The following is a 15,851-nucleotide window of genomic DNA, read 5'->3' as shown; positions in this document are numbered from 1 at the left end:
CGCGGACATCACCCGCACGAGGTATGAGGTCTTCCCTCGCCCCCACGGCGTCCCCGGCACAGCGAAGACGCCGGCCGCCCCGCGGGGACGACCGGCGCCAATCGCCTCAACTGCCCTCAGGCATTCACTTCTTCGAGCATTTCGGTCACAAGCGCCGCGATCGGCGACCTTTCGGACCGGCTGAGCGTGATGTGCGCGAAGAGCGGATGCCCCTTCAGCTTCTCCACGACGGCGACCACTCCGTCGTAGCGTCCGACGCGCAGATTGTCCCGTTGCGCGACGTCATGGGTGAGAACGACCCGTGAACCGGAACCGATTCGGGAGAGGACCGTCAGCAGGACGTTCCGCTCGAGCGACTGTGCCTCGTCCACGATCACGAAGGCGTCGTGCAGCGAACGCCCCCGGATGTGCGTCAGCGGCAGCACCTCCAGCATTCCGCGCTCCACGACCTCCTCGATCACTTCACGGCTGGTGACCGCGGAGAGCGTGTCGAAGACCGCCTGCGCCCACGGGTTCATCTTCTCGGCCTCGGTGCCCGGCAGATAACCCAGATCCTGGCCGCCGACCGCGTAGAGCGGCCGGAAGACCATGACCTTCTGGTGCTGACGACGCTCCAGCACCGCCTCCAGGCCGGCGCACAGAGCGAGCGCGCTCTTGCCCGTACCGGCACGCCCGCCCATGGACAGGATGCCGACCTCCGGGTCGAGCAGCAGATCGAGAGCGATGCGCTGCTCCGCGCTGCGCCCCTTGATGCCGAACGCTTCGCGGTCGCCGCGTACGAGTTTCACTCTCCCCTGCGGTGTGACCCGCCCGAGGGCCTTGCCCTTCTCCGACTGGAGGACCAGACCGGTGTGGACGGGCATCTCGGCCGCTTCGGGTACGAAGACGCTGTCCGCCGCGAAGAGTTCGTCGATGTCCTCACCGGCGAGGGTCAGCTCGGACATGCCGGTCCAGCCCGATTCGGTGATGGCGAGCTCCGCGCGGTACTCCTCGGCGAGGAGTCCGACAGACGACGCCTTGATCCGCAGCGGCAGGTCCTTGGAGACGACCGTGACGTCGTACCCCTCGGCCTGCAGATTGCGGGCGACGGCGAGAATCCGCGAGTCGTTGTCCTCCAGCCGGAAACCGGCCGGCAGGACGCCGGTGTCGGAGTGGTTCAGCTCCACACGGAGCGAGCCGCCCACCTCCCCGATCGGAATGGGAGCGTCGAGCCGGCCGTACCGGACGCGGTACTCGTCCAGCCTCCGCAGCGCCTGACGTGCGAAGTAGCCGAGCTCCGGGTGATGCCGCTTTGCCTCCAACTCGGTCACGACGACAACGGGGAGCACCACTTCGTGCTCCTCGAAACGGTCCATCGCCGTCGGGTCTGCGAGCAGCACGCTTGTGTCGATCACATACGTGCGCCGGTCGGAATCGTTGCGCTTCTTGCTTGTCACCACGGGTGGACGAACCCCCTCGGAAGAGGTCGGGGTGCGACGGCGTCGCAAGGGAAGAGACCGGTCCGGACCCGCGCGGAGCGGGCCGTGCACCGGCCCTCCGCGACATCCGCGTCGCCGCAATGCCTCTGCGGTCGTCCGTGGTCTGCAATCGGGCCTCCCGGCGCCGGGGCCTGTGGAGGGCACCCAGCCATGAGGTGATATTCCCCCGGGCGGCGACAAGCATGCAATGGCATATGCGGAGGTCCACGGGCGGGTGACTACGAGGACCCGATACGGGGATTTCCGTGCAGCTCCCGGCCCTGACCACTTTCCTCGGGCTCCGGACGCCCTTACGCGCTCGTCCTGAGCGCCGTGCGCGCCCGGCGGGTGTCAGTTCCCGTAGCGCCGGTGCCGCGCCGCGTAATCGCGGAGGGCACGGAGAAAATCGACCTTGCGGAAGGCCGGCCAGAACACTTCGCAGAAGTAGTACTCCGAGTGGGCGCTCTGCCAGAGCATGAAGCCCGACAGGCGCTGCTCCCCGCTGGTGCGGATGACCAGGTCCGGGTCGGGCTGCCCGCGCGTGTACAGGTGCTCCGAGATGTCCTCGACGGTCAGGCTCTCCGCCAGCGCGTCCAGGCTCATGCCGCGCGCGGCACGGTCCGCCAGCAGCGAGCGGACGGCGTCGGTGATCTCCTGCCGGCCGCCGTAACCGACGGCCACGTTCACCAGTATTCCGTCGATCTCCCCGGCCTTCTGCTCCGCCTTCTTGAGCACCTGCTGCGTACGGTCCGGGAGGAGGTCCAGCTGGCCGACGTGGTGGACGCGCCAGCGGCCGTCCGCCGCCAGGTCGCGCACCGTGTCCTCGATGATGCCCAGCAGCGGGAGCAGCTCCTCCTCGGGCCGGTGGAGGTTGTCCGTCGAGAGCAGCCACAGCGTGACGACCTCGACGTCCGTCTCGGCGCACCAGGTCAGCAGTTCCTGGATCTTCTCCGCGCCCGCCTGGTGACCCTGCTCCGTGGTACCGCCCGAGGCCCGCGCCCAGCGCCTGTTGCCGTCCAGGATGACGCCGATGTGCTTGGGCACCTGGTCGGTGTCGAGTCGGTCCTCCACCCGGCGCGCATACAGCCTGTACACCAGGTCACGAAGCTTCATGGGAATGGCCAGCCCCTCCTTGGCGAGTCCGGGATCCTTGAACCTTACTGCCGGTGAAGACCCCGTACGAAGCCGGGCGGCTCGCGGGGCCCGGCCGTAGGAAACTGATAGTAAAGGCCCATGACGCACGACTCCTCCCTCCCCTCACACTCCTCTCTTTTTCCCTACAGCGCCCACGAAGGGCGCTACGACTCCATGGCGTACCGCCGCACCGGACGCTCCGGGCTGAAGCTGCCCGCCGTCTCGCTGGGGCTGTGGCACAACTTCGGCGACGACCGTCCGCTGGAGACACAACGGGCCATCCTGCGCCGGGCGTTCGACCTGGGCGTCACGCACTTCGACCTGGCCAACAACTACGGACCGCCGCCCGGGTCCGCCGAGCTGAACTTCGGCAAGCTGATGGCGCAGGATTTCCGGCCGTACCGCGACGAGATGGTCATATCGACCAAGGCGGGGTACCTCATGCACCCCGGCCCGTACGGCGAGTGGGGCTCCCGCAAGTACCTGCTGTCGTCACTGGACGCCTCGCTGCGGCGCATGGGGCTCGACTACGTCGACATCTTCTACTCCCACCGCTTCGACCCGCAGACCCCGCTGGAGGAGACGATGGGGGCGCTCGCCTCCGCCGTGCAGCAGGGCAAGGCCCTGTACGCGGGCGTCTCCTCCTACAACGCCCGGCGCACGCGCGAGGCTGCGCGCCTGCTGCGGGAGATGGGCGTACCGGCGCTCATCCACCAGCCGTCCTACTCGATGCTGAACCGCTGGACCGAGGAGGACGGGCTGCTGGACACCCTGGAGCGGGAGGGCATGGGCTGCATCTCCTTCGCCCCGCTCGCGCAGGGCCTGCTCACGGACAAGTACCTGCAGGGCGTCCCGGAGGGTTCGCGGGCAGCGCAGGGCAAGTCGCTGGACCCGGGACTGCTGACCGAGGACGTCGTGGGCCGGCTGCGCGGGCTCGACGGCATCGCCCGGCGGCGCGGCCAGACGCTCGCCCAGCTCGCGCTGCGCTGGGTGCTGCGGGACGCGCGGATGACCTCGGCGCTCATCGGCGCCAGCAGCGTGCGCCAGCTGGAGACGAACGTCGCGGCGCTGGAAGGGCCGGAGCTGACCGAGGAGGAACTGCGGGAGATCGACTCCTACGCCGTCTCCGAACCGGGGACCAACATCTGGTCGCAGAGCAGCGAGAGTTGAGCCGGAGCTGAGGGACTCTCGAGTGGGCCGGAAGCAGGACCGGGCCCCGGAGAGTTCACGAGGGACGCTCGGCCCGTCAGCGCGGCACAGGAACGGAAAACGGGCCGGTCCGTGGGGGGATACGGACCGGCCCGAGGGGGGGTTTCCACCTTAGCCCCTCGCGCAAGGCCGTCCGGACAGCAACTACCCCTTCGCCGTGTCGCCGCAAGGGACGGGCACGGACGGACACGGCCGCATCCGGTGCCCCGCTGGAGCGTCCCGTGCTCCCTCCGGACGTGGCCGCTCAGGCTCCGGGACCGGCAGCGAACATCCCCAGCAGGGCGCCCATCAGCAGGAAGGGCCCGAAGGGCAGAGCTGTCTTACGGCCCGCGCGCCCGGCCACGATCAGCGCGACGCCGAACGAGGCATGCAGGAGGAACGCGAGGAAGGCGCCCGCAAGCAGGGCCTCCCAGCCGTACCACCCAAGAGCGACGCCCGGAGTGAGCGCCAACTTGACGTCGCCGAAGCCCAGTCCGCGCGGATGCACCAGGAACAGCACGAAGAAGCCGCCTGCCAGCACCGCGCCGCCGAGCAGCGCCCGCACCCAACTTCCCTGCGCGCCAGGCGAGATGGAGGCCAGGCCGAGAAGGACGACGGTGAGCGCGGCCAGCGGCAGGGTGAGCACGTCGGGCAGGCGCCTCACCCGTACGTCCACCGCCGCGAGCAGCAGGCCGAACGGCGCCGCGAGCAGCCAGACCGCCAACTCGGGGCGTGGGCCCGCGATCAGGACGAGTGCGGCGCAGACGAGAGCCCCCACGAGGACGAGCGAGCCGGAGCGCGGCCCGTACGCCGGATCGGGGGTTCCGGGGCGGGGGCGGCGCTCCGCGGAGTCGGGTTCGGAGTCGGGTTCGGAGGCCGGGTCCGGGGCGGGAGCCGGGTCCGGGGAGGGGGCCGAGTCCGGGGCGGGAGCCGGGTCCGGGGCGGTCACCGCGGTGCTCTCCGGTGCGCTCTCCGGTGCGCTTTCCGGGGTGCGGTTCGGGGCAGGGGGCGCCCCCGCCGCTGCCGCGTCCCGCTTCTCGGCGGTTGCTCCTTGCGTGTCCTCCGTGGCGGGTCCGTCCGGAACGCAGTCAGGACATCGCGCCGGGCCCACCCAGCCGCGCCACGAGCCCGGCAGCGAGTGGCCTCCCGGGCAGTCCCGGGGCAGGGGCCGCTCACGGGGGACCGCGAACCGGTAGACGGCGCGCGGCAGAAGCGCTCCGGCCGCAGCTCCGTAGCCGGCCGCGGAGAGGACGAGCGTCGACGTCAGCAGCACACTGCGAGCCTAATTGCGAAAAGGCGCTGGTGAGGGGCCGAGTGAACATCACGAAAGCGTTCCGGCGGCCGGGTTTACAGAAGTTGAGCCGACGTCACGTGACCTAAATCGCCCATTATTTGGACGTGGATGTCAGTGGGAGGCTTTAATCTTGAGTCATGTCCTCGTCTTCGACTTCCCAGCCCTCTGATCGCGGCGAACGAGCCGCCGCGGAGGCGAACGAAGCGATCCGTCGCTACGTCGCGGGTCGTACGATCTGGTCGCAAGCGGACCTCGCCGAACTGGACAGGTTGCGCACCGACTGGCGGCGTGCCCTTCAGGCCGACGTCACCTCTGCGGCCTGACCCCGTTGCCCACCTCCGGTGGCCGAAAGCGGCAATACCGCAGAGGCGAGCAACAGCCTCATCGATGAACGAATGACGGTCCCCGCAGATCAACTGATCGCGGGGACCGTCTCGTTATGCGTCCGGCCTGCGTTTCAGGCGCTCAGGCGCCCGTTCTTCACAGCGGACACGAATGACGACCAGCCGCCCGAGGGGAATGCGAGCACCGGGCCGCGCGGGTTCTTGCTGTCACGTACGGGAACGACGGTGGCGAAGTCGTCGGAGATCTCGACGCACTCACCGCCGTCCGGATTGCTGTAGCTGCTCTTACGCCAGGTCGCGGCGCTCAATTCGAGGGATCGCACGGCACTTCCTCCAGGAGGCGTAGGACGAACTTCCGCGACTCGGACGGGGAGAGGGCAAGGTCGCGCACCACATCGTAGTTCCGCTGCAAACGCTCGATGTGGGCGTGTTCTTCGATGAGTTCGCCCCAGTACGTGTTCTCGGTGTACGCCACAGGACGACCGTCCGGGAGTCGGAGGAACATCACCGCGCTACCCACCAAGCCGTGCAGTCCCGCGCTCTGCGGCAGGACGTGGACCGTCACGCCCGGCCTCTCCGCGACCTCGCTCACGTACTCCAGCTGGGCACGCCACTCGTCCGTGTCCCGCAGAGGTGTCCGCAGTACGGCCTCCGACAGGATCGTCCTGAAGGGCGGCGCGTCCTCACCGTCGAGCAGGACGCGCCGACCCATGCGGGCCTCGACCTGCTGCGCCAGTTCCTCCCCCTTGAGGCCGCCCGCGGCGAGAACTTCTCGCGCGTACCCCGGAGTCTGAAGCAGGCCCGGCAGCACGCTCACCGCGAAGTGCCACAGGCTGGTGGCCTCCGCCTCCAGCGCCATGTAGCGCCGGTACCGCTCCTTGAACTGGGTCTGGTCGCTCACCGCCAGCTCCCACAGCGCCAGCAGCAGCCCGGGCGTCCCGTAGTGCTGGTCCAGCGCCTCGACGACCTCCGGGCCGCCCAACGTCTCCCCGTTCTCCATCTTCCCGAACAACGACCAGTCCCAGCCCAGCCGTTCGCCCAGTTGCCGCAAGCTGTGACCGTGTCCGGCACGCAGCGCCCGCAGCTCCTCCGCGAACCGCGCCCGTGGTTCACGACTGCGGCCGGTGACCGTTCGCCTCGTCGGCATGAGCCCTCCGTGGAAGGTGTGGAACTTGGACTGCTCCGCGGGGAACCAGGCCAGGTCCGCGGCGTGGCCGTGCCGTTCCGGCCGCATGCTCGTAATTCCCTCATCACGCACGGTAGTTCAGCACGCGTGACGAATGCATGGAAACCGGATGAAGAACGGCCGACGGAGCATCTCCATGAGCACTCAGCGACACATCAGCCACGACGACGGCCCGGCCGGGACGACCGTCCCGCCGCGCGCACACGAGCGCGGCGCTCATGCCGGGACGGCGAAGATCAAGGAGGCGGTCCAGGCCCGTGACGCGCTCGCCGACGCGCTCCTGCGCGCCGGAGTCCAGCTCCCCGCCATGGACGTACGGACGCCCTGGCAGGACGTGGTCGACGGCGACAGCGCCGAAGACGTGGACTGCGGGCGGGCCGCTCGTTACGCGCTCGTCCACCTCGGCGTCTGTTCCGCGCCCGTCGCCTTCGCGCTGGCCGCCGTGATCAACAAGGGAGCCGGCCGGTGACCACCGGCGCGCAGCCGTGCCCCCTGCCCCCGCCGCCGGAACCTGCTGTCGGGACCGCTGTCCGCGACACCCGGCGCGGGCGCGTCGGCATCGTCATGGCGTACGACGGCCCCTACGTCCAGCTCCGCCCGCTCAACGGCGGACGCGAATGGGACGCCGATCCAGGCCTCGTCCAACTGCTCAGCGCTGCCGAGCTGTTGAGCGCCCGCCTCGCCGAGGTGAACGAGCGCAGCAGGAGGCGGGACCGGTGACGGGCGGCTCACTCCTGGCGGGGGAAGGAGACCTCGACGCGACGGTTCTTCTTGCGGCCCTCTTCGGTCCTGTTGTCCGCGATCGGGTAGTCCTCGCTGTAGCCGCGCACGTTGAAGGTCACCGTCGAGCCGAGCTTCTCCGCGAGCGCCTTCTGCACGGCGTTCGCGCGCTCCTTCGAGAGCTTCTTTCCGTGGCCGTACGAGCCGAGGTCGTCGGTGAAGCCGAACACGTTGATCTCGTTCGCCTTCTGCTTCTCGATCTCCGCGGAGAGCTCGTCGATGCGCGACTGTGCCCCGCTGTCGAGCTTCGGGCTGTCCTTGGGGAAGAGCACCTCGGCCTGGAGCGTGAACTTCGTCTTCAGCGTGCTGTCTTCGCGTCGCTCCTCACCGCCGAGGTCCTCGGTGACGAACTTGATGTCGAGCACCTTGGACGGGGCGAGCGCCGCCCCGTCCGCGAGTCTGAGCCCCGCCGCCTGAGGGTCGAGGTCGACCGGCGGCTTGGAGCCGCCCGCGATGTTGTCCGGCGGCTCGCTGTACTTGGGCGCGGGAGCGCCGCCCTCTCCGGGGAGGGAGGGGGCCTCGGTGGGGATGGTTGTCGGGTCGTCGGCTCCGGGGAGGGACGTGGGGCCGCTCGGAACGGTGATCGACGGCTTCGGCGCGGGATCGTCCGCGCGCGCCCCGGTCGCGGTGAAGGACGTGAGCAGTACGGCGGAGGCGGAGGTGCACACGACGGTACGGAGCGCGTGAGCGCGGATGGCATTCACCTTGTCATTCCCCCGACAGTTCGACAGTCGCGCTGGGCATGTCCGCCACCTGGAAGTCGACCGAGGTGGTCGAGGCGGGCGGCGCGGGGAACTGGGCGAACCATTCCGTCGTCTCGCCCTGCTGGAAGCCTCCGGAGAACCTCGTGCACAGGCAGCGTCCGTTGGTGTCCCGCAAGATGAAGTAGCGCTTCTTGTCCTTCTTGTCGACCATGGTCGCGCCCGCCATGGAAAGGCCGTTGTCCTTCAGCTCTTTCTCTTCACTCGCCCACCCGGGCAACACCACCACGGTGGGGCCGTCGTTCTTCAACGTCCCTTTGATCGTGGTGAATCCGGAGGAGTCGCGCTCCGCCGAGGTGACGGTGAGGGTGAGATCGCCGCCCTTTCCGCCCTTCACCTGCGCCAGCACCTTCTCCTCGCCGCCGGAACCACCACCGGCTCCACCCTTCTCACCCTGCTGGGATGAGCCGTCGGGCTTGTCACCGCCGCCGTCATCGCTGCTGCAACCGGTCACCACGAGCACCAGGCCGGTCAAGAGCGCGGCCGCGGCCATTCGCGTGCGTGTCTTCCTGGTGCGCTTCAGGGTCATCGATCGCTCGTCCTTAATTCGTCGTACGTTCATCAACCGACAAGCACCACCGAGAAGAGATCCGACGGTTTCAGATCGAGGTCGATGTCGTCCGGGTCGATGGTGAAGTCCTCACCGTCACAGGTGATTTCGATCAGTTCGGCGTCGTCCTCGAACTCGCAGCGCGGTTTGATGACGGCGGTGGCGCTCGCCTGGGCCTTCTTGTTGTCCGCGCCGGGGACGATGGAATCGCCCGTGTCGAAACGGGTCCGGACCTTCACCGTGTAGCCGTCGTCGCCGTCCTTCGTCACGGCGTCGCAGGCGAGCACGTCGGAGCGGTTCCGGCCGGCGAAGTACTCCGCCTCGCCGCATCCGTCGCCGGTGAGCGAGGCGAGCCCGTCGAGCCAGTCCTGCCAGTCGTCCCCGTTGCCGAGATCGTCCAGGAATCCCTCGTAGAGTTCGTCCCTGTCGTCCTGCGCGGCGGCGAGCGCGGCAGCGTCCGCAGCCGACTGCCCCCCGTTGCGCACCGAGCCCGCCTGGGCCACCGCGAAGAACGCGAAGGCGAGGAACAGCAGGCCCGCAATGACGGCGCCGTAAAGGATCAAGGTTTGACCCTCGTCACCGCAGGGGTGCCGCTGCTTTATCCACCGCCGCCGAGGATGTTGTTCACGGCGGTCGCGATTCCCGCGGAGATGGCGGTGTCCAGCCCCAGGCCGCGAATCGCCAGAATGATCCCCGCGACGATGATCACGATGCCCGCGTATTCGATGGCTCCGGCGCCGCTCTCCGACTCGCGGCCCTGCATCCTTTCCGCGACGCGCTGGCGCCAGCGGCGCATGGCCTTCGACATCACGATCTCCTTCATTGATGGCCGAGTTGTGCCCCGTGGGCGGATGTCCCCCCGCGCCCCCGGCCCGGTTGGTGTAGTTCTTGACACTCTCGCCGTCCGTGAAACAGGCGGCTGTTCCCCGGCAGTTGAGCAGGCGGGTCGGGAAGAGACGACCTGTCATTCCGGTCTCCCTCTCCTTCCGTGGCCCACCGTCGTTGTCCGAATGCAGACTGTGCCACATCGGTCGGCGCCGACGAAGGGGGCGACTGGCCGCCCCTCGAGTTTGGCGGAAACGGCCGCCGCGCGCCGGGTGTTGGTCTCGTACGTCATGCCCTCATCCGTTCAGGACGGAACCGAAGTCCGTGTCGGAGCCGAGAACGAAAGTGGCCACGATCAACAGCAGCGTTCCCGGCAGCAGAAAGGCGATCGTCGTCATCGTCGCCTTGGGCACGGTCTTCGCCGCCTGGCGGCGGGCGTTCTGCGCGTCGGTGCGGCGCATGTCCGTGGCGATCTGGATGAGGGTGTCCGCGATGGGCGCGCCCAGTTCCTCGCCCTGCTGGAGGGCGGTGACGAACTGGTCCACCTGGTCGCTGGAGTTGCGCTTGCGCAATTCGTCGAAGGCCTGGCGGCGGCCGACTCCGAGGTCCATCTGACGCAGGGTGATGCGCAGTTCGTCGGCCCAGGGGCCTTCGTAGTGCTCGGCGACGCGTTCGAGCGCCTGACGGAAACTCAGGCCGGCCGAGACGACGACGGCGAGGACGTCGAGGAAGTCGGGCAGGGTGCGTTCGATGACGCGCTTCCGGTCCCGGATGGCCTGGAGGATCGCCAGATCGGCGGCGGTGAACCCGAAGACCAGCACCAGCACCGCGAACAGCACGCTGTCCGCCGAGAGCCCGATGAGGGCCATGAGGACGCCGAAGAGGCCGTAGGCAGCCCGGCGGGCGGCGTAACGCTGGACGGTGAGACCGCCGGGGTTCCCGGCCTGGTCGATCTTCCGGCGCTTCCTGTCGACGCGTTGCCGGCCCATCAGGCGCAGCACGAGCGGCGCGAGCGGCATTCCCAGCCTGTCGACCGCCGCCTCCCGCGCGGTGGTCCGCGTGGCGCCGACCTCCAGAGCGACGGCGAGGTCGCTGGGCAGCCGGGTCTCGGCCCGGTACATCCGTATGCCCGCGACGGCTCCGTACACGGCGAGTCCGACTGCGGCGGCGAGGAGAAGGGGCAGCATGAGGTTCGGATCTCCCTTCTCAGATCTCGATCTTGCCGAGACGGCGGATGACGAAGAAGCCGGTGGCGAAGAGCGCCACGGCTGCGAGGATCGCGATCTGGCCCAGCGGGGAGCCGGTGACCCGTGCGAGGGCGCCGGGCATCATCGAGTTCATCATCAGCATCGCGCCGAGGCCCAGTACGGGAACGGTGAAGGCCGTCGCGTTGACCTCGGCGAGCATGGTGCGCACTTCACGACGGGTCTCCTTGCGCTCCTCCAGCGTGTTGGTCAGGTTGCGCAGGGACGCGACGAGCGTGCCGCCTGCGCGGTTGGCGAGGACCAACGTCGTGACGAGGACGACGAGTTCGCGGGACGGCAGCCGTTCGGCGAGTTCACCTAGGGCGTCGTCGATGGACCGGCCCACGGCCAACTGGTTCGTCACGAGCGTGAGTTCGTCGCCCGCGGGGGCATCGAGCTCTTCGGCGGCCATGCCGAGCGCCGTACGCAGCGCCAGCCCCGCAGAGGTGGCGTTGGCGAGGATGCGCGACAGCTCGGGCAGCTGGTTGATGAACTGCTCTGTGCGACGCCTGCGTTGGTGGCTCAGGAAGGCGTTCGCGGAGATCGCTCCGAGAATCCCCGCGATCGGCCCGAAGAAGGGAGCGAGGAGGGAAGCGGCCGCCGTCCAGAGCCCTGCGACCACGGCGATGACGTAGACGGCGAACTCACCGGGTGTGATGTCCAGGCCGGTCGCCGCCAGTTTGAGCTGCACCCGGCGTCCCAGCCGGGTCCTCCTCAGCTGACGGTCCACCCCGGTGAACCGGCGACGGCGGCCCGAGGGCAGCTCGCGGACGGCTCCGTCGCCGGAGAGGCGTTCGATCACCGTCTGCCGCTGTGCCCGTCCGGCCGCGTAGGTGAGGACCCCCACGACGGCGAGGGTGCTCGCCAGCAAGAAGGCGCCTAGCGCGAGTTGTGCGGTGGTGTCCATGGCTGGGTCCTGGGGGTCCTGTGGGTCCTGTGTCCTGCGTGTCCTGCGTCCTGTGTCCTGCGTGTCCTGCGTCCTGCGTGTCCTGCGTGTCCTCGGCTGCGGGCCCCGGGGGCCCGGGTTCCCGGGTTCCTGGTCCGAAGGCCGCGATCCGCGTCCGCGGTGCCTGCGTGCCGCTGGGTTCAGCTGGGTGCCGTTCCGTGCCGTACCGGGCGGCGGTCACACCGCCTCTCTCGTCGTCAGCCGTTCGGCGTCGTCGGCCACGCCGAACACGGGCGGCACCGTCTCGCCCGCCATCTGGAGCCTGACGGCCGCACGACGCGGTACGGGCAGGTGCTCGAAGTTCCCGTGCACCTTGCCGTCCGCGGACATGGGACGGGAGTCGAACCGGGAGACGGAGGCGATCCGGAAGGTCTCCCTGCCGTGTGAGGCGAGCAGGACGATCTCCACGATCTTCCTCGATCCGTCCGCGAGACGCGCGAGCTGGATGATGACGTCCACGGCCGAATTGATCTGGTCCTGAAGTGCCGCATAGGGGATCTCGACCTCCGACATGGAGGCGAGGGTCTGCAGCCGCATCAGCGCGTCCTCCGCGCTGTTGGCGTGCACCGTGGCCAGCGATCCGTCGTGTCCGGTCGACATCGCCTGGAGCATGTCCAGCGTCTCGCCGCCGCGCACCTCGCCGACGATGATGCGGTCGGGCCGCATGCGCAGCGAGTTGCGTACGAGGTCGCGGACCGTGATCTGGCCCTTGCCCTCCACGTTGGGCGGGCGGGTCTCCAGCCGGATGACGTGCTGCTGCTGGAGCTGGAGTTCGGCGGCGTCCTCGACGGTGATGATGCGTTCGTGCTCGGGGATGAGTCCGGAGAGCGCGTTGAGGAGCGTGGTCTTGCCGCTGCCCGTGCCGCCGGAGACGATCACGTTGAACCGGGCCCGGATGAAGGCCGAGAGCAGCGAGAGGATGTGCTCGTCGAGCGTGCCGAGCGCTATCAGTTCGTGGAGGGCGTACGCCCGGGGGAAGCGCCGGATGGTGAGCGTGGGGCCCGTCAGGGACAGCGGCGGGACGATGACGTTCACGCGCTCTCCGGAGGGGAGCCGGGCGTCGACCATCGGATTGGACTCGTCCACACGGCGGTTGACCGTGGAGACGATGCGCTCGATGGTCTGCATCAGCTGTTCCTCGGAGGCGAAGCGGACCGGCACCTGCTCGACGCGGCCCGCACGCTCGACGAAGACCTGCTCGGGCCCGTTGACCATGATCTCGGTGACGGTGGCGTCCTCCAGCAGCGGTTCGAGGACTCCGAGCCCGAGCGCCTCGTCGACGACGCGCCGGATGAGCAACTCCCGGTCGTCCGTGGCCAGTACGGGCCCCTCACGGCTGATGAGGTGCCCGAGTACGCGCTCCAGGCGGGCCCTGCGCTCCTGCGGCGCGAGTGCGGACATCTCGGCCAGGTCGATCTCTTCGAGGAGTTTCGCCCGGTAGACCGGCACGAGGTGGCTGGTCCCGTCGGCCGCTGCGGCCCCGTTCCGTGCCCGGGACTCTGGGGTGGTGATGCGGGCCCGCAGGCTCATCTCCGGCCTCCTCTCTGTGCGTTCGGCTCTGCGGTTGCGGTCTGTGTGCTCGGACGCCTGTCAGTCGCGGGGCATGGTGGCCGAGCGCGAGGCGTCGCCGAAGTCGTCGACTCCGGGTATGACGGAGGGAATCGTGACGGTGGCCGTGACCTCGACCTCGTCCTCGCCGCCGCCGAGGTCGAAGCTGCTCCGGGAGGCCGTCCACCCCGACATGGCCGCCTTCCCGGTGGCGGCGTAGTCGTCGGCGAGATCCTCCTGGCCGGCCGTACGGGCGGCGGCGCGGGCACCGGTACCGGCCTGCTGGACGGCGTAGCCCGCGATGCCGAGCTGGATCGCGGCCACCGCGACGAGCAGAAGCAGCGGCATCATGCCCGCCAACTCCAGGCTCGACGCGCCCCGTTGCAGATCTTCGCCGCGTACGGCACGCGGCAGCAGAGCACGTGCGCCGCGCTCGGCCCGTGGACGTCCCATCCCCCTCACCCCTCCTCCGCGGCACCGGCCGTGCCGCTGACGCTGAAGGGAAGCTTGCCCGCGCCGGGGAAGAGGACCGGCGCGCTCAGGTCGACCTCGGCCTTCCAGAGGTGCCCGGAGAGGCTGCAGTTCACCGTCGAGGTCTCGCGCCACTTCGCGGGGAGATGCTCGGTGGCCGCGTCCTGGCAGGCACCCTGCGCGTCCCCGCCCGAGGCGGCCGCGGTGGCGGCCCGTGCCGCTTCGTCGGCCGCGTTGCCCGCGAGCGAGAAGGTGTATCCGATGAGCACGCACTGCCACAGCACCGCCAGGACGACCAGCACGATGGGGGCGATGCCCGCGAACTCCACGGTCAGGGCGCCGCGGTCTCCCCACACGCTGGGTTCGCCGTCGTCGTCGTCCTCGGCCCCGTGCGCGCCGCCGGAGTGGCTCCCGGCGTGGCCGCCGGCCGCGCCTCCGCGGACCCCGCCGGGTGGTGGCCCGAAGACGGAGTCCGTCCCGTCGGGTCCGATCCGGGGCGTGCGGTCGGGCCGGGGCGCGGCGCCGGCAGCCGTATCGGTGCGGCCGTAACCCGCCTTTCCGAACGTGTCGTTGAAGGAGGTGCCCAGCGTCCGGCTCGACGCTCCGGCGGGAGACGGCCCGGGTGGCAGCGCCTGCCGGTCGCCGCCCGCACCGACCTGGGCGCCACCGTACGCACCGCCCTGCGTGCCGCCGCCGAACGTACCGCCCTGTCCGGTGCCGGGAGCGGTCCCTCCCGTGCCACCGGCCATGCCCGTGCCCGGCATGCCCTGTCCCCCGGCGGCGCTGCTCGCGCCGCCTCCTGCGGGCAGCGCCCGGCTGCCCGGGGCCGGAGCCCCGCCGCCCTGCGCGGAGCCCGGGCCCTGTACCTGCTTCTGCTGCCTGCCGAGCGCCTTGGCGCTCCGGGCGCTCTTGCTCTGTCTGCCGCCCGGTCTGCCGCCTGCCGACGCCTCCGCGCCGGTCACGAGGCCCAGTTCACCGGCGAACCCCCAGAGCGCCTGCCGCACCGACCCCTTGGGGTCCAGGTCCTGCATGCGCCCGGCGTCGACGGCGCTCTGCAGCTCCTTGAAGTTGGCGGGAACGGCCGAACGGGCCACAGGCGTGCCGACGATGCGGGACACCAGCGAGGGCTGGATCTCGCTCATCCGCGAGGTCCGGTTGACGAGGGTGACGGTCTCCTCGGCCTTGCGGATCTGGAGCCGGTCCCACATCCGGACCATGCGCTTGGCCGCCCGTACGGCCACGACGTCCGGCGTGGTCAGCAGCACCGCGAGGTCGGCCGTCTCGATCGCTGCGGCGTTGGCGGCGTTGAGCTGGGTGCCGCAGTCGACGACGACGACGTCGTAACGCGCCCTGAGTGCCGCGACGATCTGCCGGGACGCCCTGTCGTCGACGTCCTCGCCGCGCTCGCCCTCACCCGGCGCGAGCAGCAGCCCGAGCCCCGACTCGTGGGTGTAGACGGCGTCCTGGAGTACGCGCGCGGAGATGTCGTCGATGCCCGCCAGGTCGGCGGCCGAACGGCGGAACTGGACGTCGAGGTACGAGGCGACGTCGCCCGACTGCAGGTCCATGTCGACGAGTGCGCTGCCACGGCCCGACGTCTGTGCCGCGAGGGCCAGTTGTACGGCGGTCAGGGTCGTGCCGACGCCGCCCTTGGCGCCCGTGACCGCCACGACCGTGCCGCCCGGCCCCGCGGGTTCCTCTCCTCCCCCGCCCAGGTGACGCCGTACACCCGTCGCCCACGACGCCGCCGCGCCGACCCGCGCCGCCAACTCGTCGTAGCTCAGCGGCAGTCCGAGGACGCCGCGGGCGCCCGCGTCCATGGCCGCCGAGTACAGCGGCGGGCTCGTGTCGCGGGTGATGAGGACGACGCCCACCGCGGGGAAGCGCAGGGCGACCTCACGAATCAGCTCCAACGCGGGCTGCGGGCCGATGAGTTCGTGCACGAGCACGACCTCCGGCAGATCGGCCCCGGTTCCCCCTCCCGCGTGTCCGAGCGAGTCGAGGAGCTGGGTGGAGTCGACCGCGGGCGGCAGTGGTTCGCTGTCCGGAAGCTGGCGGAGCAGGCCGACGAGGGACCTGGCTGCGTCCGGGTCGCTGACTGCTGGCTGAATGCGGGTGACCAT

18 protein-coding genes are annotated in these 15,851 nt (G+C 70.0%); 4 read left to right on the top strand and 14 right to left on the bottom strand.

The window, feature by feature from the left end:
* Positions 1 to 116 precede the first annotated feature (116 nt).
* Positions 117 to 1,439 (bottom strand): PhoH family protein, encoded by a 1,323-nt coding sequence (locus tag ACFPA8_RS01725; RefSeq protein ID WP_386441113.1) that lies wholly within the window; start codon positions 1,437 to 1,439, stop codon positions 117 to 119.
* A 369-nt stretch (positions 1,440 to 1,808) separates the two neighbouring features.
* Positions 1,809 to 2,570: an isoprenyl transferase gene (locus ACFPA8_RS01720; protein WP_386441110.1), complete on the bottom strand. Its 762-nt coding sequence runs from the start codon at positions 2,568 to 2,570 to the stop codon at positions 1,809 to 1,811.
* Between the two features lie 120 nt (positions 2,571 to 2,690).
* Here ACFPA8_RS01720 and mgrA point away from each other — a divergent pair, with 120 nt between their 5' ends.
* Positions 2,691 to 3,761 (top strand): L-glyceraldehyde 3-phosphate reductase, encoded by a 1,071-nt coding sequence (gene mgrA, locus ACFPA8_RS01715; RefSeq protein WP_386441107.1) that lies wholly within the window; start codon positions 2,691 to 2,693, stop codon positions 3,759 to 3,761.
* 283 nt (positions 3,762 to 4,044) lie between these two features.
* Here the strand turns inward: mgrA and ACFPA8_RS01710 are convergent, their stop codons facing one another.
* A complete protein-coding gene (locus ACFPA8_RS01710) occupies positions 4,045 to 5,052 on the bottom strand; it encodes a prepilin peptidase (RefSeq protein ID WP_386441104.1) in 1,008 nt (335 codons plus the stop codon).
* A gap of 158 nt (positions 5,053 to 5,210) precedes the next feature.
* Here ACFPA8_RS01710 and ACFPA8_RS01705 point away from each other — a divergent pair, with 158 nt between their 5' ends.
* The gene (locus ACFPA8_RS01705; RefSeq protein ID WP_386441101.1) at positions 5,211 to 5,396 is read left to right on the top strand and encodes a hypothetical protein; all 186 of its coding nucleotides are present in this window, start codon (positions 5,211 to 5,213) and stop codon (positions 5,394 to 5,396) included.
* Between the two features lie 134 nt (positions 5,397 to 5,530).
* On the opposite strand, the gene ACFPA8_RS01700 is transcribed toward ACFPA8_RS01705, so the two are convergent.
* Positions 5,531 to 5,740, bottom strand: coding sequence for a DUF397 domain-containing protein (locus ACFPA8_RS01700; protein WP_386441098.1), 210 nt, complete (start codon positions 5,738 to 5,740; stop codon positions 5,531 to 5,533).
* Positions 5,722 to 6,564, bottom strand: coding sequence for a helix-turn-helix domain-containing protein (locus tag ACFPA8_RS01695; protein ID WP_386441187.1), 843 nt, complete (start codon positions 6,562 to 6,564; stop codon positions 5,722 to 5,724). The genes ACFPA8_RS01700 and ACFPA8_RS01695 overlap by 19 nt, the downstream gene beginning before the upstream one ends.
* Positions 6,565 to 6,739: 175 nt before the next feature.
* Between ACFPA8_RS01695 and ACFPA8_RS01690 the strand changes: the two genes are divergently transcribed.
* Both ACFPA8_RS01690 and ACFPA8_RS01685 read left to right on the top strand, forming a co-directional pair.
* Entirely contained in the window at positions 6,740 to 7,072 is a 333-nt protein-coding gene (locus ACFPA8_RS01690) for a hypothetical protein (protein WP_386441095.1), read from the top strand.
* The gene (locus ACFPA8_RS01685) at positions 7,069 to 7,323 is read left to right on the top strand and encodes a hypothetical protein (protein ID WP_386441092.1); all 255 of its coding nucleotides are present in this window, start codon (positions 7,069 to 7,071) and stop codon (positions 7,321 to 7,323) included. Before ACFPA8_RS01690 ends, ACFPA8_RS01685 begins: the two co-directional genes overlap by 4 nt.
* Before the next feature lie 8 nt (positions 7,324 to 7,331).
* On the opposite strand, the gene ACFPA8_RS01680 is transcribed toward ACFPA8_RS01685, so the two are convergent.
* The 9 genes from ACFPA8_RS01680 to ACFPA8_RS27665 form a co-directional block, all read right to left on the bottom strand.
* A complete protein-coding gene (locus tag ACFPA8_RS01680) occupies positions 7,332 to 8,087 on the bottom strand; it encodes an OmpA family protein (RefSeq protein ID WP_386441089.1) in 756 nt (251 codons plus the stop codon).
* A 4-nt stretch (positions 8,088 to 8,091) separates the two neighbouring features.
* Positions 8,092 to 8,673, bottom strand: a complete 582-nt coding sequence (locus ACFPA8_RS01675; protein WP_386441086.1) for a hypothetical protein — start codon at positions 8,671 to 8,673, stop codon at positions 8,092 to 8,094.
* 32 nt (positions 8,674 to 8,705) lie between these two features.
* Entirely contained in the window at positions 8,706 to 9,257 is a 552-nt protein-coding gene (locus ACFPA8_RS01670) for a hypothetical protein (RefSeq protein WP_386441083.1), read from the bottom strand.
* 35 nt (positions 9,258 to 9,292) lie between these two features.
* Entirely contained in the window at positions 9,293 to 9,502 is a 210-nt protein-coding gene (locus ACFPA8_RS01665; protein ID WP_386441080.1) for a hypothetical protein, read from the bottom strand.
* A gap of 313 nt (positions 9,503 to 9,815) precedes the next feature.
* Positions 9,816 to 10,706, bottom strand: coding sequence for a DUF5936 domain-containing protein (locus ACFPA8_RS01660; protein WP_386441077.1), 891 nt, complete (start codon positions 10,704 to 10,706; stop codon positions 9,816 to 9,818).
* A gap of 19 nt (positions 10,707 to 10,725) precedes the next feature.
* Positions 10,726 to 11,670 carry a type II secretion system F family protein gene (locus ACFPA8_RS01655; protein ID WP_386441074.1) on the bottom strand — a complete coding sequence of 315 codons (945 nt, stop codon included), beginning with the start codon at positions 11,668 to 11,670 and terminating at the stop codon, positions 10,726 to 10,728.
* Positions 11,671 to 11,886: 216 nt separating this feature from the next.
* On the bottom strand, positions 11,887 to 13,239 hold the full coding sequence (locus ACFPA8_RS01650; protein WP_386441071.1) for a CpaF family protein: 1,353 nt from the start codon (positions 13,237 to 13,239) through the stop codon (positions 11,887 to 11,889).
* 60 nt (positions 13,240 to 13,299) lie between these two features.
* Positions 13,300 to 13,710 (bottom strand): TadE family protein, encoded by a 411-nt coding sequence (locus ACFPA8_RS01645; RefSeq protein WP_386441068.1) that lies wholly within the window; start codon positions 13,708 to 13,710, stop codon positions 13,300 to 13,302.
* 5 nt (positions 13,711 to 13,715) lie between these two features.
* Positions 13,716 to 15,851 (bottom strand): CpaE/TadZ family protein, encoded by a 2,136-nt coding sequence (locus ACFPA8_RS27665; RefSeq protein ID WP_417801315.1) that lies wholly within the window; start codon positions 15,849 to 15,851, stop codon positions 13,716 to 13,718.

This window comes from Streptomyces ovatisporus, assembly GCF_042653885.1.
GTDB lineage: Bacteria > Actinomycetota > Actinomycetes > Streptomycetales > Streptomycetaceae > Streptomyces > Streptomyces ovatisporus.
The sequence above is the reverse complement of the archived record's forward strand: the minus strand, read 5'-3'. Positions and strand labels throughout refer to the sequence as shown.